Source organism: Georgenia alba (assembly GCF_042665525.1).
Taxonomy (GTDB): Bacteria; Actinomycetota; Actinomycetes; order Actinomycetales; family Actinomycetaceae; genus Allobogoriella; species Allobogoriella alba.
This window is the reverse complement of sequence record NZ_JBHTCQ010000001.1, coordinates 1456636-1474229: the sequence shown is the minus strand read 5'-3', so window position 1 is coordinate 1474229 and position 17594 is coordinate 1456636. Positions and strand designations below refer to the sequence as shown.

The window sequence follows — 17594 nt, the reverse complement described above, 5'->3', positions numbered from 1 at the left end:
TCGAAACCGAAGACGCGAAGCAGGTGCTCCGACCACTCATCCGGGCGGCCCGGGAGGCTCGGCCGCGCAGGGAGCGGGAGCGGGCCGGCGAGGCGTTCGCCCGGAACGCCGTCGAGGCCGTCGGAGACGCGCAGTTCGTGGCCGCGTACGTCTCGCGGCCCACCGAGCCGAGCACCTTCCCGTTGCTGGAGGCGTTGCGGGACCGCGGCACCCGGGTGCTGCTGCCCGTGCTGGGCCCGGGGCTGTGCCGGGAGTGGGCCCTGTACACCGGTCCGGACGACCTCGAGGTCCGGGCCCCTGGGCGACCGCCCGAGCCGTCCGGGCCCGTGCTGCCGAGCGAGGCGGTGGGTGACGCGGACGTGGTGATCGCGCCGGCGCTGGCGATCGATTCGGTGGGCACACGGCTGGGGCAGGGCGGCGGCTGGTACGACCGGGTGCTCCCGCTGGTGCGCCAGGACGCGCACGTGTTCGCCATGGTCTACGACGAAGAGCTCATCGCCGACGTCCTGCTACCCGTGGACGAGCACGACATGCCGGTGCCGGCGGTCATCACCCCGACCGAGTGGTTCCTGCTCGAGGGCAGCGCCTTCCAGCAGGACGCCGCCCGCCGCCGCACACCGGCGTAGGCCCGCTCGTCCAGAGCCCCAGCCCCGCGCCGGCCTGGGTCACGCTCGCAGCGCTCGCGCCGGTCTGGAAACTTCGTCTCGGTAACCCGGACGAAGCTTCCAGGCGGGCACGAGATCGAGGCAGACCCCGCCTGCTAGCCGTCCGGTTCGAGGGTGAGCGTGGCGGCGGCCGACTCCTCAACCGCCTCCCGCGAGTACGGCCACGGGAAGGTCTCACCGGTGGCCCACGCGTCGATCTGGTCCGTGTAGTGGGTGGATCCCGGGTGACCCGACGTGCCCGTCGCGGTGACCCAGGTCGAGGCGTCGAGGTCGGCGAGGTCGACCACCATCCGCATCGAGGGACCCGTCGTGACGGTGAAGTCGGGGCGGCCCAGCTCGTCGACGGCGGAGGTGAGGTATGCCGTCGCGTTGACGATCGAGGTCCCCCCGGCCACCGGCACGGGGGCCGGGTTGACCAGCTGGCGCAGCGGCGCGGGGATGTCGTCGCCGCCGAGCACGGGGTGCTGCGGGGCGTACTGGTGCAGCTTGCCCCACTCCCAGGAGTCGGGGTCCTTGCCCATGGTGTTCGTCAGCTCGTGCCGGGCGCTGACCAGCGCCTGCCGGAGGATCTCGTCGCGGCTCTCCACGACGTTGACGGTGGTGCGGTCGTCCCACCACCGGTTCTCGGCGTCCTCGAGCAGCTGCTCGACGACGAGCAGCCAGCGCGCGCCGCCGTCGGGCGCCTGCGCCATCGGAAGGTCATCGGCGAACGTCAGCTCCAGCACGTTCGTCCACACCGCGTTGAAGTACACCGCGCCCGCCGAGCTGGTGTCGGTCGGGTAGCCGTCCGCCGACCACTGCCGCAGGAGGTCCACCGCGTCCTCGACGAACCGGTCGCCCACCGGGACCGAGAGCAGCGCGGGGACGATGGCGGGACCGAACGGGCTCGCGTCGTCGAGCATGATCTCGTTCGCCGCCGCGACGTCCACCGGCCGGTTCTGCTCGATCGTGTACTCGATGAGCTCGCGGATGCGCTGGGAACGGTAGCCGGCGTCCCAGTCAGCGGTGAGGAACGGGCCCTCACCGCTCGGGGTGACCGCCTGGTTCGCCGCGCTGATGAACCCCTCCTCCGGATTGACCCGGGAGGGCATCTGGGCGGGATCGACCCAGCCCTGCCAGTCGTAGCGCGAGTCCCAGCCCGGCCGCGGCCAGGACCCGTCGGACGGCACGGCGGCGTCGGGCACCGAGCCCCGCACGGGGATCCGACCCGGAGCCTGGTAGCCGATGTCGCCGTCGGTGGTGGCGAAGACGATGTTCTGGGAGGGCACGTCGAACTGCTCGGCCGCGGCCGACACGTCCTCGGCGTCCCGGGCCCGGTTGAGGGCGAAGATCGCCTCCCCGGTGCGTCCGGGGGTCGACGCGGTCCACTGCAGGGCGACCGCGTATCCGGAGAACCCGGCGGGCGGCGCCCCCTCGGGGACGGGCACGCTGCCCGCGACGGACGTCTCGGGCAGCACCTGGGAGACGATCGGGCCGTGGTCGGTGGTCATGACGTCGATGGCGACCGGGTCCGCGCCGTTGACCTCGATCGTCTCCCGGCGCGTCTGCATCGGGACCCGTGCGCCGTCGCGCAGGTAGGTGCCGTCCTCGTAGGTGCGTTCCAGGACGAAGTCGGTGACGTCGGCGCCGAGGTTGGTCAGGCCCCAGGCGAGCTGGTCGTTGTGACCGATGATCACGCCCGGCATGCCGGCGAAGGAGAAGCCCGAGACGTCGAACGTGCAGTCCTCGCTGCGTTCGGTGCAGTGCAGTCCCACCTGGTGCCAGAGGTTCGGTGACTCGAGCCCGAGGTGGGGGTCGTTCGCGAGGACCGGGCTGCCGCTCGCGGTGTGCTCGCCGGAGACTGCGAAGGAGTTGGAGCCGACGCCGTCGCCCCGGCCGAGCAGGGAGGGGACGGCCGCGAGCGCCCGTTCGGTCGCCGCGAGCGCCCGGTCCGCGTCCGGGCCGCCCATCGCCTGCCGGATCTCGGCGGTCTGCCCGTCGGCCTCCTGCGTGCCCGTCGCCGCCCGTGTCTCGGTCCCCTGGTCCTGCGGGCTCGGCAGGATCGGTGCGTGGTCCTGGTACGGGTAGGGCGGATAGAGCTCCTCCGCACGCTCGACGTCGCCGAGGCTGCGCAGCGCCGCTGCCCGGCCGAGCTCCGCGTGGTAGTTGCCGCGCAGGTCCCAGGCCATCGCCTTGAGCCAGGCGAGGGAGTCCACCGGGTCCCACCGCTCGACCGGCCTCAGCTCGGTGGTGACGCCGAGCACGGTGTACTCGAGACCGAGCTCGGACGCCTCACGGGTGGAGAGGTAGGCGTTGACGCCCTCGGCATAGGCCTCGTAGAGGGACCGCGCCTCGGGGCCCAGCATCTGCCACTCCTGCTCGGCGACGCGGCGCCATCCGAGGGTGCGGGTGACGATGTCGGCGCTGAGGGCGGCCTCGTTCTCACCGACCAGCTCCGACAGCCGTCCGGAGGTGACGTGCCGCCGGTAGTCCATCTCGAAGAACCGGTCCTGCGCGTGCACGTAGCCCTGGGCGCGCATGAGGTCCGCGTCGGAGTCCGCATAGATCTGCGGGACGCCCCGGTCGTCGCGGATCACCTCGACCTGCGAGCCGAGCGCCGCGAGGGTCTGGGTGCCGCCGTGGTCGGGCAACGGCCGGCGGACGACGCCGGCACCGACCGCCAGCGCGACGACCAGGAGCACCACGACGACGCTCGGGGCGATGATGAGCGCCTTGCGCAGCGCCACGGATCGATGCACGTCACGAGGGTAACCACGGACCCGTGGTCGCCGTCCCGTCCCACTCCGTTCGCGCGCCGCTCCGCGCCCCGTGTCCCGGGTCACGAAGCCGCCGCCGGTCAGGTCGCAGTAGGATTGGCACTCGACGGTGCGGAGTGCCAGCGCTCCGCCGAGCCCCGACGGAGGTTTCTGTGCCCACCTACGCCTACCGCTGCACCTCGTGCGGGTCCGAGCTCGAGGTCAAGCAGTCCTTCAGCGACGATGCACTCACCGTCTGCCCCGAGTGCGGCGGCGTGCTGCGGAAGCGCTACGGGTCCGTCGGTGTGGTGTTCAAGGGCTCGGGCTTCTACCGGACCGACTCGCGTTCCGGCGGCTCGTCGGGATCGGGCTCGTCCTCCAACGGCTCCTCCGGCTCCTCGGGCTCGTCCAACGGGTCATCGACCGGCTCGCAGAGCGACTCCTCCTCCAGCGGGTCGTCCTCGAGCAGCTCGTCGTCCTCCTCCAGCTCCTCCTCCGGCTCGTCCAGCACCGCGAAGTCCGCGACGCCCTGACGTCGGTCGTCCACAGCGAGCCCTGACCCGCCACCCGGTCCACACCCCGACGACGGCGCCCCACCTGCTCCGCACGCCCCTCCTAGCCTCGCGGCCATGCTGGTCCGCTCGCAGGCACCGCCGTCGTCCGCCCCTCCGGCCCGGGCGCGTCGCTTCGCCTGGCGCTACCGCCACCTGCTGGCGGCCGTGTGCCTCGCGGCTGCCGTGGCCGTCGCGCTGGAGACGCTGCGGCCCTCCCCGCCACCTTCCGAGCCGGTCGTCGTGGTGTCCCGTGACCTGCCGGCGGGCACCGTTCTGACGCAGCAGGACCTCGCGGTCCGGCGGCTACCGGCGGACGCCTACCCGCCGTCAGTGGTGCGAGATGTGACCGCGGCGGCCGGCCGCCCGCTGGCACTGGGGGTGGCGGCAGGTACTGCCGTGCTGCCGACGATGCTCACCGGTCCCGGACTCGGCGCCTCCGCGCCACCCGGGACGGTCGTGGTCCCCGTCCCGGTGGCCGACGAGGCGACGGCGCAGCTCGCCCGGCCGGGGCAGCGGGTCGACCTGGTCGCCGCGGCCGCGGACGCCACGGGCGCACCGGGCGATGCAACGGTCGTGGCCCGCGACGTGGTCGTGCTGGCAGTGCTGGAGCCGGGCGGTGACGGCGGCATCCTCGGCGACACGAGCGGGGCGACCCGACACCTTTACGTCGCCGCCGACGAGCGAGACGCTACCGTTCTCGTTGGCTCGGGCGCCTGGGCTCCCCTCCGCGCTGTTCTCCCGAGCCAGTGAGCTCATCTCTCGCACGATTGGACACACATCATGCTCGCTGGATTCAAGGAGTTCATCTCCCGCGGCAACGCCGTCGACCTGGCGGTCGGACTCGTGATCGGAACCGCGTTCACGGCCATCGTCACCGCGCTCGTGGAGAACCTCATCGACCCGCTCATCGCCGGGCTGGTGGGGCAGCCGGATTTCGCCGACGTCTGGCACATCACGATCGGTGAGGCCACCATGAGGCCCGGCGCCGTCCTCACCGCGGTGGTCAACTTCCTGCTCGTCGCGGCCGCCGTGTACTTCCTCGTGGTGCTCCCGCTCAACAAGCTCGCCGCGCGCCGCAAGCAGGAGGACGTCGAGCCCGAGGCACCGGCCGACGACGTCATCGTTCTCACCGAGATCCGCGACCTCCTCGCCGCGCAGGCGGGCCGCGGCTCCACCCCGCAGAACTGAGCGCTGCAGAGCTGAGGCTGCAGAGCTGAGCCCCGCAGACCGCCGGGGTCCGGCAGACCCCGTGAGCTAGTGCCGGCCCCAGTGGGGCGGGACGTCGCGGAGCAGGCGCTCGTCGTCGCCTGACCGCGTGTCCTCGTCCTGCGGGGCCGGCGCTGCCTCGTCCCGGGCGTGCAGGGCCTGGACGGGACCCTCGAGCTCGCCCGCCTCGAGGCGGCGGCGGTCCACCTCGGAGAGCCGGACCACGCGGCGGTGCCGCCGGCGCGGCGGCACGGTCAGGTCCTCCGCCGCACCACGTGCCCGAGGACCGCGTCCACCTGCGCGCCGCGCCGGGTGAGCGCGAGCTCGCCGCGGAGCTCCTCGACCAGCTCGGTCTCGTCACGCCCGGCACCATCGGACTCGATCCACGCGACGAGGTCGTCGAGCTGGTCGTCGCTGTACGCGGCGAGCGGCAGGCCCGGGACCACGTGCGGCCGCGGACCGCGCGGGCGCAGCTTCGGCTCGTTGGCGGCGGGCTCCTCGTCCGTCCCGGGCGCCGCGTTGCCGACGACCGCGTCGGGCTCCTCGGCGGTCTGCCCGGGGACGTCGGCCGCGGCCGGCTCGTCCTCGCCGTCGGCCGTGCTCGCGGAGGTCGAGGAGTCGTAGGTGTGCGGCAGCGCGGTCATCTCGGACGGTGCCGGGCGTGCGGTGGTCTGGGCGGCCTTGCGCTCGGCGAGGACCGCCAGGACCTCGTCCCGGATCGCCTGGGCCTCGGCCTGCGGGTCCATGAAGACCGCCGCCGAGAACGCCATGTGCACACGCCAGCCGCGGTCCACGAGCCGCTGCACCCAGTGGCGGTCACGCCGCCGCAGCGACTGCTCGGCCACGTACTCTGCGTCGTCGGTGAGGACGGCGACGAGCAGCTCGCCGGGTAGCTCTGGGTGACCGATGGCCAGCGGGATCCGCACGCCTCCCTCGACGCCGTAGCGCGGGACGACCGTCAGCCCGAGGCGCCAGAGCCGCTCGGCGAGGTCGACGAGGAGCTGGTCCGGGCTCTCGGCCGGCTTGGAGTCCGGCTCCTCGGAGGGCAGCTCGCCCGTGGCGGACTGCTCGAGGAGGTCGGCGAGGAGCTGTGGGCCCGGCTGCCGCAGCCGTGCCCGGTCCAGGTCGCCCGGACCGATGCAGCTGACGAGGACGAGCTGGTGCCGGACGGCGTCGAGCGCGTCGACCAGGCAGGCCAGGCCGTCGGGCTCGGAGATGACGCCGAACCGGTGCAGCACCCGTCCGTGCGGCGTCTTGCCGAAGCCGACGGAGAGGATGACGACGTCGCGGCGCAACCCGCTGGCGGAGTCGACCTCGACGACGGTGAACGGCTCCTCGCGGTCCGTGCGGAAGAACTCCGCGACGGCCGGGCTGCCGGCGACGGCCGCGCCGATCGCCTCACGCACCCGTTCCGCGTGGGGCCCGTTGAGGGCGACGACGGCGAGCGACTGCTCGGGGCTGGTCAGGGCGTGCTCGATGACGAGGTCGACGACGCGGTCGACCTCGGGCTGGACGGACTCGACCGCGTCGCGACCCGGGGCGGGCATGCCGTAGCCCTCGACGAGGTCGAGCCGCATCCGGGAGACCGACGGCGGTGCCGGCACGGACCGGATGACGCCGTCGTACCCGTGATTGGCGAGGAACGCCGCGATGCCCTCGTCCCGCTCGGCGCGACCGGTCGGCAGGGTGACCGCGGGCAGCAGCGGTGCGAGTGCGCCGACGAGCCCGTCCCCGCCGCGCCGCGAGTCGCCGACCAGGACCACCTGGCGCGCGCGGGCGAGGAGCGAGACGGCCTGCTCGACGGGCAGGTGCTGGACGCCGTCCAGCACGAGCAGGTCGATGGTGCGGCCCTCGGGCACGATCTGCGGGACGAGCATCGGCGCGACGAGCCAGACCGGCCGGGCGGCCCGCGTGGGCACCGGGTAGTCGCGGAGCATCTCGCGCAGGTCCACGCCGTGCGTGTCGGCCAGCGCGTGGTACAGGCGCGCGGAGTCCTCCCGCCGGGAGCGCACGGCGGTGCGGATGGTCTCGGCGACGGCGCGACGGACCGGCCCGGCGAGCGAGGCGACCTGCGCCTCGTCCAGCTCGCGGAAGCGCCGGACGAGGGCCTGCAGCGCGAGTCCGTCGTGCCCGGCGAGGGCGGGCGCGGTGCGGAGGATCTGCTCGAGGACCGAGGACCACCAGGCGAGGTCGAGCTCGGCACCGACCAGCGAGGTCGGCACGCGCCGCTCCACGAGGTCGTCGACGAGCCCGCCGAGGCCGAGTGACCGGAGCCGGGACAGCACCTGGGTGCGTTCGGGCAGCAGGCGCAGCGCCGGGGCGTCCTGCCCCAGCTCCTTCATGCGCTGCTGCAGCGCGGCGAGCGGCATCGCGGCCAGGTCGTCGAGCCCGGCCCCGGACCCCACGACCGCCTGCAACGCCTCGACGTCGGCGCGGACCTCGGCCTCGGTGGCGCGGATCTCCGCGAGCCCGTCGGGCAGCCGCGGCCACCCGCCTGCCGGGTTGTGCCGGCGCCAGATCTCTCGCTGCTCCTGGACCTTGACCAGCTCGCCGTGCAGGTCGGTGACCGGCCGGGCGGGCCGGAGCATGTCCTTGGCCTGCTTGCGCAGCCTGCGCCGGACGCCGGCCTTCATGGCCACGCCGTTCTCCCGCCGCCAGCTCCGGGACGCGCTGGCGATGACCATGTCTGCCGCGGAGCGCTCGAAGATCTGCGGCTGGAAGACGTCCAGCGCCTCGGCGACGCCGTCGAGCATCCGCAGCTGCTCGCTCCACTCGTCGAGCGTGGTGGCGCGCTCCAGCCCGGTCTGCGCGGTGACGCGGGCGACCTGGTCGATCAGACGCGGCAGGCTGAGCTCGCCGAGCCGCTGGGTGCGCTCGAGCGCCGTCGAGGCCGACGCCGCGTCGGTGAGCTGGGCGCCGTACCAGGGCGTGTCGTGCGGACGCATCGTGAACGCCCCGAGGCCGGAGGCCCGGGCGAGCAGCTCCCGGACCTCCTCGAGGCCGGAGTCCTTGAGCGCCTGGAGGGTGACGGCGTCGAGCCGGACCCTCGTGCGCGGACCGGGGCGGGCGGAGGTGAGCCGGGCAAGCTGCTGGAGGGCGTCGTAGGCCGAGACGTCCCACGGCTCGTGGATCGCATGGAGGCCGGAGATGTAGTCGGCGAGCTCGGTGCGGGCGCGGGTGAGCTCCTCGCGGGTGGCGCGGACGGCGTCGTCGTCGACCTCCACCGGCGTCGGGTCGAGCCCTGCCCGGAGACGCTGCGGCGCCTCCTGACGCCACCGGTCGTCGGTGGACAGGTCGAGGACGAGGTCCTCCAGACCGACGTCGCGGAGCCGTCCGAGCAGGGCCCGGCCGGTGCGTCGCGATCCCGGCACGTACATGGTGGTCCGCCCGGAGGCGGCGGCGTCGGCGACGATCGCCGCGAGGGTGCCGAGGACCTCCGCGCCCGGGGGCGCGTCGAGGAAGACGTGCCGTCCGGTCGCGACGGCGTCGACGGCGTGGGCCTGGTCGACGTCGAGGTCGCCGACACCGCGCTCGTCCTCCGGGGCGCGGTCCGCGGGCACGTGCGGCGGCAGCGGGGCGTCGAGCGCGGTGCGCGCGTCCTCGTCGCCGGCGAGCGCGGCGACGACGTCGGAGCCCGGCAGGTGGCCACGCATCGCGTCGAGGTCGTCGACGAGGACCTGGCCGGGGTGCACGAAGGGCCCGACCACGACTCGCTCCGTCAGCTCGAACCCGGCGAGGTGCTCGGCTCCGAGCGCCGCGATCCGCATGAGGGCACCGCGCGGGGAGAAGCCGTGCTCGGTGTAGGCGGACCGTGCGATCTGGGCCACGTCGGCGTCCGAGCCGGCGTTGCGGAGCGCACGGAGCAGGACCGGGTTGACCTCGATGGCGGACTCGAGGTGGAGGCCGAAGTCGGCGTCGGCGCCCGGGTGGGGCGTGAGACGGACGGGCCGCAGCAGCACCGGGGCGTGGATGGTCCGCACCGGCGTGCGAGGACCGGCGGGTTCCGGGCTCTCCGCGACGTCGTCGACCGCGACGTCGTCACCGGCGTCCGCGCCGTCGCCCTCGGCCTTCTCCCCCTCGGCCTTCTCCCCCTCGGTCTCGTCCGCCGTGGTCGCGGCTGCCGTGGTGGCGGCGTGGTCCGCGTGCGCGTTGCGGGGGTCGGTGGAGACTTCGAGGACGACCTCGCCGGTCTCGGTCGGGTCGGGCTCCTCGGGGTCCGGCAGCTCGGTCCACGTGGCGACGCCGATCGCCAGGTAGGTCGGGGCGAGTCCGTACCGTTGCGCGAGCTCGTCCGCGCGGGCGCGCACGGTGCGGGCGTTGCGCCGGGCGGCGTGCTGCGCCCCGCCCTCCCGGACGAGGTTGCTCAGCCGGGTCGTGCGGCCCGCGTACAGCTGGGCCAGCCCGGACGGGTGGGCCGCGGTGAGATCGATGACGGCGTCACCGAGGAGGGTGAGGTCCGCCAAGGTACTGGCGCCGCCGAGCGCGACGAGCTGCTCACGCCACTGCTCGACGGCCTCCTCGACCGCGTCGGTGCGCTGCTGCGGCACTGTGCGCGGACGGGCCGGTGCCGGGGCGTCGAAGGACGCCGGGGCCAGGTCTGCGGGCTGCGGGTGGGACCGGCTGTGCTCGGAGCCGGCGGCGACCGGGGCGGCGTGGCGGCGGGCCGAGCCGCTGCGGCGGAAGAACGCAGGCGTCATTCCTCCACGGTAGGCAGCAGGACCGCCTCAGGCGTGGAGCCGCGCCGTCGGACGCGCCGAGTTGGTGCGGATGGTGCGCGTGGGACATCGGTCCGGAGTGCCGCCGCGCTGCGGGCCGGCCGAGACAGGCGATGGAGCGCGACGCGCAGGGGGGCAGGCGTCGCGCTCCATCTGGTGCAAGCATGGACCCTGGGACGGGCTTCGCGCAAACGCGTCTGCCCGCCTCGGCGGGTGGCGTCACACACACCGCCGAGCAGAAACGGCGGCCCCGGGCCCCCACGCCCCTTGCGGGACGTCCCTCCGGAAGCCCGGGACACCAGGACGGTAGCCGCCTGCACGTCCAGCATGCCTCGAAAAAGCCCCGGATGGCGTGGCCACAAGCGGCCATGGCAGGTTCCTGCCAAACCGGTGGTCAGCCGGGTGAGAACTCGTCCATGACGATTCTCGTCCGCATCCGCTCGTAGGCTGCGACGTCGACGGCGCCGGCCATCGGAGCGAGCACCGCGGCGCCGGAGAGCGCGACCGCGTCCGCCACGCAGGCCGGGAGCACCGCCTCGAGCGGGGCGCCGACCTGGGTCAGCGCACGAGCGACCGCGGCGACGGCGGCGTCGCCGGCACCGGTCGGGTTGCCGCGCAGGATCTCGGCGGGCCGCGCGCGCCAGCCCCGAACTCCGCGCGCGCCCCGGACGAGCAGCAGCAGTCCGTCGGCGCCCCGGGAGACGAGCACCGACCCCGCGCCGCGGTCCAGGAGGCGCCGGGCGCCGGCCACGACGTCCTCCTCCCCGGTCGCGTCTCGTAGCTCGGCGTCGTTCGGCTTCAGGACGTGGGCGCCGGCGTCCGCCGCCGCCCGCAACCCGTGCCCCGAGGTGTCGACGACGGCGCGGGCGCCGCGGGCCGCGACCGCGCGCACCAGGTCGCCCAGGCCGTGCTCCGGGGTTCCGGGCGGCAGCGAGCCCGAGATGGTCAGGGCGTCACCGGCACGGACCAGCTCGGCGGTCCGCGTGCTGAGCTGCTCCCAGCATGTGGCGTCGACCACCGGGCCCGGCTCGGTGAACATCGTGGCGTCGTCGTCACTGACGACGGTCACGGTCCGGCGGGTCTCCCCGTCGACGCTGACCCACGCCTGCCGGATGCCCGCCGCGTCGAGGTCGGATGCGAGTCGGCGACCCGTGCTGCCCCCCAGGAAGCCGGTGCAGGTGGCCGCCTCGCCGAGCTGGGTGAGCACCCGGGCGACGTTGACGCCCTTGCCGCCCGGCGCCTCGACCACCGTGCCGACACGGTGGACACCGCCGACCTCGAGCCGGGGGATCGTGTAGGTGATGTCGAGGGCGGGGTTGGGCGTGACGGTGAGGATCATGCGGCCCTCCCCCGGGCCTCCGCCGTCGCGAAGGCGATCGCGGCGGCACCGAGGCAGCCGGCCCACCGGCCGAGCCGGGCGGTCCGCACCGGCGGTACGGCCTCGGCAGGGAGTCGCTCCCCCAGGGCTGCACGCAGTGGGGCCAGGACTGCCTCACCGCCCTCGGCGAGCCCGCCGCCGAGCACCACGGGGACCGGACCCAGCACCGCCGACGCGGCGGCGAGCGTGTCGGCGAGCAGGGCGACGGCCGTCGTGACCGCGTCCAGGGCGTCGGTGTCGCAGTCCTCGAGCTTGCGCAGCACCTCCCGCGAGCCGTCCACCGGGCACCCGGCGCGCGCCGCGTAGCGCCGGGCGATGCCGCGCGCCGAGGCGATCTCCTCCAGCCGGACACGACCCGGCCCGTCCGGGTCGGGCACGAGCACCTGGCCGATCTCGCCCGACCATCCGGTGCCGCGCACCTCGCCGTCGACCACCACCGCGACGGCGAGCCCGGTGCCGATCGGGACGAAGAGCATGTCCGGCTCACCCGCACCCCACCGGAGCTCGGCGAGGGCCGCGCCGCGGACGTCGTGCCCGAAGGCCACGGGCCGTCCCAGCGCCTCGGTGAGACGGTCGCGCAGCGGCAGGTCGCGCCAGCCGAGGTTGGCCGCCTGCAACACCGTGCCGGACCGCTCGTCGGTCAGGCCGGCGGTCACCACGCCGACCGGGTCCGTGGGTCCGCACTCGGCGACGGTGCGCCGCACGGCGGTCAGCAGATCGGCCACGTCGGGCGGCGTCGGGATCGTGCGACTGCTGGTCAACGTCCCGTCCCGGGCGACCCGTCCGGCCTTGATGGTGGTCCCACCGACGTCGACCGCCACGACGTGCTGCGGCGGGGTGTGCGCAGGACTGTCCGGCAGGTCGGCCACGCCCCCTCCTCCGCCCTTGCGAATCAGCCCCCGCGCACGGTGCCCCCGGCAGGATTCGAACCTGCGACACCCGCTTTAGGAGAGCGGTGCTCTATCCCCTGAGCTACGAGGGCCGGGACCGCCGACAAGCGTACCCGCCGTCTCGAGATGCCGGGTCCTGGCCGGCCTCCTAGCGTGGGAGCCACAGACGCACTCCACGTCAGGAAGGAGTAGCACCATGGCTCATCTCACCGGCAAGAAGGTCGCGTTCCTCGCCACGAACGGCTTCGAGGACAGCGAGCTCAGGAGCCCCTGGGAGGCGGTGACGAACGCCGGTGCGGAGGCGGTCCTCGTCTCCCCCTCGACCGGCACCATCACGGGCAAGAACGGCCACGAGGCCCAGGTGGACCTCGCCACCGGCGACGCGAGCGCCGCCGACTTCGACGCGCTCGTCCTGCCCGGTGGCGTGGTGAACGGGGACCACCTGCGGATGGACGCCGCGGCCGTGGCGTTCACCCGCGACATCTTCGCCCAGCACAAGCCGGTCGGCGTCATCTGCCACGGCGGCTGGATCCTCACCGACGCCGACGTCCTTCGCGGACGGACGCTGACCTCCTACCCCAGCCTGCAGACGGACCTGCGCAACGCGGGCGCCACCTGGGTGGACGAGGAGGTCGTCGTCGACCAGGGCCTGGTCTCCAGCCGGGTGCCGGACGACCTGCCCGCGTTCAACGACAAGCTCGTCGAGGAGATCGGCGAGGGCCTCCACGAGGGTCAGACCGCCTCCGCGGCGGCGAGCGGCTGACGGGAGCCGAAGCCGGGCGCGGGCGTCGTCAGCCGAACGCGGCGACGACGCCCGCCGCCACGGCGGCCCGTTCGATCATCCCGGTGACCGAGGCGTTCTCGTGCCGCGCGTGCGCCCCGCTCCCGACGGCGCCGAGGCCGTCCAGGACCGGCAGACCGAGCGCGGCGACGAAGTTCCCGTCGCTGGCACCACCCACCGACTGCTCGCGCAGGTCCACCCCCATCTGCGCCGCGACGGCCCGGGCGAGCTCGTACATGGCCGCGACCCCGGCGGTGCGCTCCATCACCGGCCGGTTCCACCCGCCGGTGACCTCGACACTCACCCGCTCGTCCGGCGCACGCAGCGAGCGCATGAGCTCATCGACCCGGTCCTGCTCGGCCCGGGTGCTGACCCGGACGTCGATGCCGGCCGCCGCGTGCCCGGCGACCACGTTGGCCCGGGTGCCGCCACGGATCACCCCGACGTTGATGGAGGTCCCCCGGTTCAGGTCCTCACCCGCGTCCAGCGCGGCCACGACGTGCGCCAGGCCGGACACCGCGCTCGCCCCCGCCTCGGGGTCCAGCCCGGCGTGCGACTCCACACCGTGGACCGTGACGTCGAAGAGGCCCACACCCTTGCGCGCGGTCTTCAGCGCACCGTCGACGCTCGCCTCGAAGACGAGGACCGCTGCCGCCCCGGCGGCAGCCTCCTCGATGATCGGGCGGGAGAAGAGGCTACCGATCTCCTCGTCCCCGTTGAGGACGAGCCGGACCGGGGGCCGACGAGCACCGAGCGCGTCGAGGGCGCGCAGGGCCCACACGCACTGCACGAGGCCCGCCTTCATGTCGAAGACGCCGGGTCCGGTGAGGCGGTCCCCGTCCAGCGCGGCGGGCCGCTCCTCGAGGGTGCCCGCGGGGAAGACCGTGTCGTAGTGGCACAGGGCGACCAGGCGGCCGTCCCCGTGCCCGGGCAGGTCGAGCACGGCCACCGGGCCGAACCCCTCGGCGGTGTGCAGGGTGCGCGCCTCGGGTGCGCCGAGCCGCCGACCCACCCAGTCCTCCAGGTGCGCCAGCAGGTCGGCGAGCAGCCCTGGGTCGTCACTGGGGCTCTCCCGGCCGACGAGGTCGAGCAGGTCCGCGACAATCTCCTCGCGGTGCCCGGCCAGCCAGTCCGCCATCGCGCGGACGTCCAGCCCGTCCGCAGCCTCCGGCGGCGGGACGGTGGGGGCGGGCCGGGTCGTTCCTGCGCCGTCGTGCCATCTGCCGGTCACGAGGTCTCCTTCCGTCCAGGGGCGAGGGCAACGAGACGGAATCATGCCGGAAACCGCGCCCACGGCCGCGCCACGTGTGGGACCTTTGGATGGCAGGGGTCGATGTTGGGGGCTGTCGCCACCGAGAAGGGCGGGAGCATGGCGAGCACGCCGGAGGGCGGAGAGACCGGTTCGGTCGCCGTCCTGTTCTCCCCCGCCCGGACCCGCCTCGTGCTCTCCGGCGAGCTGGACGACGCCGTGGAGCAGGAGCTGACGACCGCCGTGCTCGAGTGCCGTGCCGCGGCGGCCCCGGTGGACGTCGACGTCCGCACGGTCGCGTTCATCGACTCAACCGGGGCCGCGCACCTGGCTCAGCTCGCCCAGTCGTTGCCGGTCCGGGTCATCCAGCCACCGGACTCGGTGCGGTTCCTGCTGACGGTGACCGGCCTGGCCGCGCAGGTCGAGATCCTCGAGGACTGCCCGGCCTTCCCCGAGTAGGCCTCACCGCGGGGCGTCGGCCAGTCGGGCCGAGGTCTCGTCTTCGTCGAACAGGTTCTCCGCGTTCGCCGAGTCGTACCGCTCGACGTCGAGCATCCGCTCGCGCTTCGCCACGATGACCGGCACCAGCGCCTGCCCGGCGACGTTGAGGGCCGTCCGCCCCATGTCGAGGATCGGGTCGATGGCGAGCAGCAGCCCGACGCCCTCGAGCGGCAGGCCGAGCGTAGACAGCGTCAGCGTGAGCATGACGGTCGCTCCGGTCAGGCCGGCCGTGGCGGCCGAGCCCACCACGCTGACGAACGCGATGAGCAGGTAGTCCGTGACCGCCAGCTCCACCCCGTAGAACTGCGCCACGAAGATCGCGGCGATCGCCGGGTAGATCGCGGCGCAGCCGTCCATCTTCGTCGTCGACCCGAGCGGGACGGCGAACGAGGCGTACGCCCGCGGCACCCCGAGGTTGCGGTGGGTGACCCGCTCGGTGACCGGGAGCGTGCCGATCGAGGAGCGGGAGACGAAGCCGAGCTGGATGGCCGGCCAGGCACCGCGGAAGTAGCTGAGCGGGTTCAGGCCGTGCGCCCGCAGCAGCACCGGGTAGACGACGAGCAGCACGAGCGCCAGGCCGAGATAGATGGCCGCGGCGAAGGTGCCGAGACTGGTCAGCGAGCCCCACCCGTAGGTGGCGACGGCACGTCCGATCAGGCCGAGCGTGCCGATCGGCGCAAGCCGGATGATCCACCACAGCACTGTCTGCACGATCGCCAGGAACGAGGCGTTGAAGGTCAGGAACGGCTCGGCCTTGCGGCCGACCTTGAGCGCCGCCACCCCGATCGCGAGCGCGACGACGATGAGCTGCAGGACGTTGAAGCTCACCTCGGTCGTCACGCCGAGGAGGGAGCCGTCCTCCGCCGTCTCGGGCGCCGACTCGGCGGCCAGGCCCAGGACGTTCACGGGCACCAGACCCTGGAGGAAGTCGAGCCAGGACCCCGTGCTGTCCGGGCTCGCGGCCTCGTCCGGGCTGACCGCGGTGTTGGCCCCGGGCCGCAGGATCAGGCCGAGGCCGATGCCGAGGCTCACCGCGACGAGGGCGGTGACGGCGAACCACAGCAGCGTCTGAGCCGCCAGGCGGGCGCCGTTGGCCACACCACGGAGGTTGGCGATCGAGGCGACGATGGCGGTGAAGACCAGCGGCGGGACGACCGCCTTGAGGAGGGTGACGAAGGCGTCACCGACGGTCGACAGGGCGACGGTGAGCCCGTTGTCCGTGCCGTCGGGACGGGGACCGATGGTCAGGGCGAGCCAGCCGAGGAGCACGCCGAGGAGAAGGCCGAGGACGATCTGGACGCTGAAGGACGGCAGCCGGAGCCGCCGCCGCGCAGGAGCGGAGGACACGAGAGGAGCCTTTCTGTGCGCGTGGCGCGCAGGGAGTGACGGACGGGACGGTGTCTCAGACGTGCGAGGGCGTACCCGGACACGTCATCGTCGCCGTGCGACACAGGTCGACGGCGAGACGAACGGTGAGGTGCCAGGGGTTGCGCACGTCCACTCCCGGATGAGGGTCGCCGAAGGCTGCGGCGACGTACGGCGCTCAGCGTAGACCGCGATCCGTGGGCACAACGGCGGCCCGCGGGTCGTTCCACAGTTCGAGACGCACCGCGCGGTGAGCCTCCTTCCGCGCCGTGGGAGCAGGACCTAGCGTCGGTGCCGAGACTCCGAGGAGGGACCGTGCTCGACCAGACGCCCCCTGCCCCGCCCTCCGTGGCGCACGGCTCCGCACTCGCGCCGAACTACCGTCCGCTCGACGTGGTCCTCGTCGAGGGCGACGGCACCTGGGTCACGGACGTGGCCGGGCGCCGGTACCTCGACTGCCTGGCCGGGTACTCGGCGCTGAACTTCGGGCACCGCCACCCGGCGCTGGTCGCCGCGGCGCATCGCCAGCTGGACACGCTGACCCTCACCTCCCGGGCGTTCTCGCACGACCTCCTCGAACCGTTCGCCCGGGCCGTGACCGCGCTGACCGGCACCGAGATGCTGCTGCCGATGAACACCGGCGCCGAGGCGGTCGAGACGGCCGTCAAGGCGGCTCGGAAGTGGGGGTACGACGTCCTGGGGGTGCCGGACGGGGAGGCCACGATCGTCGTCGCCTCGGGCGCGTTCCACGGTCGTACGACGACGATCGTGTCGATGAGCGACGAGCGGGAGATGCGTGCGGGCTTCGGCCCGTACACGCCGGGGTTCCGGGTCGTGCCGTTCGGGGACGCCGAGGCGGCTGCCGCCGCGGTCGACTCCACGACCGTCGCGGTCCTGGTCGAGCCCGTGCAGGGCGAGGCGGGCGTCCTCGTTCCGCCGCCGGACTACCTGCCCGGGCTGCGCCGGCTGTGCGACGAGCGCGGCATCCTGCTCGTGCTGGACGAGATCCAGTCCGGTCTCGGCCGGACGGGCACCACCTTGGCGCAGGACCTCGCCGGGGTGCGCGCCGACCTCACCACCCTCGGGAAGGCGCTCGGTGGCGGCATCATGCCCGTCTCCGCCGTCGTCGGTCGGCGTGACGTGCTGGGTGTGCTCACACCCGGCACGCACGGCTCGACCTTCGGCGGCAACCCCCTCGCCTGCGCCGTCGGCCTTGCCGTGGTCGACCTCCTCACGCCGGGGACGCTGCAGGCGCGCGCCGCCGAGCTCGGCACGGTGCTCGCCGAGCGCGCCGAGAACCTTGTCCGGGAGGGGCTGCTCGCCGCGGCCCGGACCGTGGGACTGTGGGCCGGACTCGACGTCGAGCCGTCGCTGGGCCTCAGCGGCCGCCAGACGTGTGAGCTGCTCGCCGCCGCGGGGGTGCTGACCAAGGACACCCACGGCACCACGATCCGGCTCGCACCGCCCCTGACGATCGAACGGGCCGACCTCGAGACCGCCCTCGAGACGCTCGCCGAGGTGCTGCGCCGCCGCCGCGCCGAGACGCGCTGAGGCC

At 74.0% G+C, this 17594-nt stretch carries 14 protein-coding genes, 1 tRNA gene and 1 pseudogene; 7 read left to right on the top strand and 9 right to left on the bottom strand.

The window, feature by feature from the left end:
- Window positions 1-23 precede the first annotated feature (23 nt).
- On the top strand, window positions 24-626 hold the full coding sequence (locus ACFQQL_RS06780; RefSeq protein ID WP_382392556.1) for a 5-formyltetrahydrofolate cyclo-ligase: 603 nt from the start codon (window positions 24-26) through the stop codon (window positions 624-626).
- Window positions 627-760: 134 nt separating this feature from the next.
- On the opposite strand, the gene ACFQQL_RS06775 is transcribed toward ACFQQL_RS06780, so the two are convergent.
- Window positions 761-3403 (bottom strand): penicillin acylase family protein, encoded by a 2643-nt coding sequence (locus ACFQQL_RS06775; protein WP_382392554.1) that lies wholly within the window; start codon window positions 3401-3403, stop codon window positions 761-763.
- Window positions 3404-3426: 23 nt separating this feature from the next.
- On the opposite strand from ACFQQL_RS06775, the pseudogene ACFQQL_RS06770 reads away from it, so the two are divergent.
- Window positions 3427-3666 (top strand): annotated as a pseudogene (locus ACFQQL_RS06770) (FmdB family zinc ribbon protein); the annotation flags it as partial.
- Window positions 3667-3728: 62 nt separating this feature from the next.
- Here the strand turns inward: ACFQQL_RS06770 and ACFQQL_RS06765 are convergent.
- Window positions 3729-3947, bottom strand: a complete 219-nt coding sequence (locus ACFQQL_RS06765; protein WP_382393838.1) for a hypothetical protein — start codon at window positions 3945-3947, stop codon at window positions 3729-3731.
- 82 nt (window positions 3948-4029) lie between these two features.
- On the opposite strand from ACFQQL_RS06765, the gene ACFQQL_RS06760 reads away from it, so the two are divergent.
- Both ACFQQL_RS06760 and mscL read left to right on the top strand, forming a co-directional pair.
- On the top strand, window positions 4030-4704 hold the full coding sequence (locus ACFQQL_RS06760; RefSeq protein WP_382392552.1) for an SAF domain-containing protein: 675 nt from the start codon (window positions 4030-4032) through the stop codon (window positions 4702-4704).
- A gap of 30 nt (window positions 4705-4734) precedes the next feature.
- Window positions 4735-5142 (top strand): large-conductance mechanosensitive channel protein MscL, encoded by a 408-nt coding sequence (gene mscL, locus ACFQQL_RS06755; RefSeq protein ID WP_382392550.1) that lies wholly within the window; start codon window positions 4735-4737, stop codon window positions 5140-5142.
- Window positions 5143-5208: 66 nt separating this feature from the next.
- On the opposite strand, the gene ACFQQL_RS06750 is transcribed toward mscL, so the two are convergent.
- The 5 genes from ACFQQL_RS06750 to ACFQQL_RS06730 all read right to left on the bottom strand — a co-directional run bounded on the left by ACFQQL_RS06750 (window position 5209) and on the right by ACFQQL_RS06730 (window position 12235).
- On the bottom strand, window positions 5209-5412 hold the full coding sequence (locus ACFQQL_RS06750) for a hypothetical protein (protein WP_382392548.1): 204 nt from the start codon (window positions 5410-5412) through the stop codon (window positions 5209-5211).
- A gap of 2 nt (window positions 5413-5414) precedes the next feature.
- Window positions 5415-9857 carry a hypothetical protein gene (locus ACFQQL_RS06745; protein WP_382392546.1) on the bottom strand — a complete coding sequence of 1481 codons (4443 nt, stop codon included), beginning with the start codon at window positions 9855-9857 and terminating at the stop codon, window positions 5415-5417.
- 412 nt (window positions 9858-10269) lie between these two features.
- On the bottom strand, window positions 10270-11214 hold the full coding sequence (locus ACFQQL_RS06740; protein ID WP_382392544.1) for a 1-phosphofructokinase family hexose kinase: 945 nt from the start codon (window positions 11212-11214) through the stop codon (window positions 10270-10272).
- A complete protein-coding gene (locus tag ACFQQL_RS06735; RefSeq protein ID WP_382392542.1) occupies window positions 11211-12122 on the bottom strand; it encodes an ROK family protein in 912 nt (303 codons plus the stop codon). The genes ACFQQL_RS06740 and ACFQQL_RS06735 overlap by 4 nt, the downstream gene beginning before the upstream one ends.
- Before the next feature lie 40 nt (window positions 12123-12162).
- Window positions 12163-12235, bottom strand: a tRNA-Arg gene (locus ACFQQL_RS06730).
- A gap of 104 nt (window positions 12236-12339) precedes the next feature.
- Here ACFQQL_RS06730 and ACFQQL_RS06725 point away from each other — a divergent pair.
- Entirely contained in the window at window positions 12340-12906 is a 567-nt protein-coding gene (locus tag ACFQQL_RS06725; protein WP_382392540.1) for a type 1 glutamine amidotransferase domain-containing protein, read from the top strand.
- A gap of 28 nt (window positions 12907-12934) precedes the next feature.
- Here the strand turns inward: ACFQQL_RS06725 and ACFQQL_RS06720 are convergent, their stop codons facing one another.
- Window positions 12935-14155 carry a M20 family metallopeptidase gene (locus ACFQQL_RS06720; RefSeq protein WP_382392538.1) on the bottom strand — a complete coding sequence of 407 codons (1221 nt, stop codon included), beginning with the start codon at window positions 14153-14155 and terminating at the stop codon, window positions 12935-12937.
- Window positions 14156-14293: 138 nt separating this feature from the next.
- On the opposite strand from ACFQQL_RS06720, the gene ACFQQL_RS06715 reads away from it, so the two are divergent.
- Window positions 14294-14632 (top strand): STAS domain-containing protein, encoded by a 339-nt coding sequence (locus tag ACFQQL_RS06715; protein WP_382392537.1) that lies wholly within the window; start codon window positions 14294-14296, stop codon window positions 14630-14632.
- Window positions 14633-14635: 3 nt separating this feature from the next.
- On the opposite strand, the gene ACFQQL_RS06710 is transcribed toward ACFQQL_RS06715, so the two are convergent.
- Complete coding sequence (locus tag ACFQQL_RS06710) at window positions 14636-16021, bottom strand: dicarboxylate/amino acid:cation symporter (protein ID WP_382392535.1); 1386 nt, start codon at window positions 16019-16021, stop codon at window positions 14636-14638.
- 333 nt (window positions 16022-16354) lie between these two features.
- Here ACFQQL_RS06710 and rocD point away from each other — a divergent pair, with 333 nt between their 5' ends.
- Window positions 16355-17590: an ornithine--oxo-acid transaminase gene (gene rocD, locus ACFQQL_RS06705; protein ID WP_382392533.1), complete on the top strand. Its 1236-nt coding sequence runs from the start codon at window positions 16355-16357 to the stop codon at window positions 17588-17590.
- The last annotated feature ends 4 nt before the right edge of the window (window positions 17591-17594 follow it).

Excerpts from the sequence above, each read along its gene's own strand:
- ACFQQL_RS06760 (WP_382392552.1), top strand. The coding sequence starts at position 4,030 with ATGCTGGTCCGCTCGCAGGCACCGCCGTCGTCCGCCCCTCCGGCCCGG.
- mscL (WP_382392550.1), top strand. The coding sequence starts at position 4,735 with ATGCTCGCTGGATTCAAGGAGTTCATCTCCCGCGGCAACGCCGTCGAC.
- ACFQQL_RS06745 (WP_382392546.1), bottom strand. The coding sequence starts at position 9,857 with ATGACGCCTGCGTTCTTCCGCCGCAGCGGCTCGGCCCGCCGCCACGCC.
- ACFQQL_RS06740 (WP_382392544.1), bottom strand. The coding sequence starts at position 11,214 with ATGATCCTCACCGTCACGCCCAACCCCGCCCTCGACATCACCTACACG.
- ACFQQL_RS06725 (WP_382392540.1), top strand. The coding sequence starts at position 12,340 with ATGGCTCATCTCACCGGCAAGAAGGTCGCGTTCCTCGCCACGAACGGC.
- ACFQQL_RS06715 (WP_382392537.1), top strand. The coding sequence starts at position 14,294 with ATGGCGAGCACGCCGGAGGGCGGAGAGACCGGTTCGGTCGCCGTCCTG.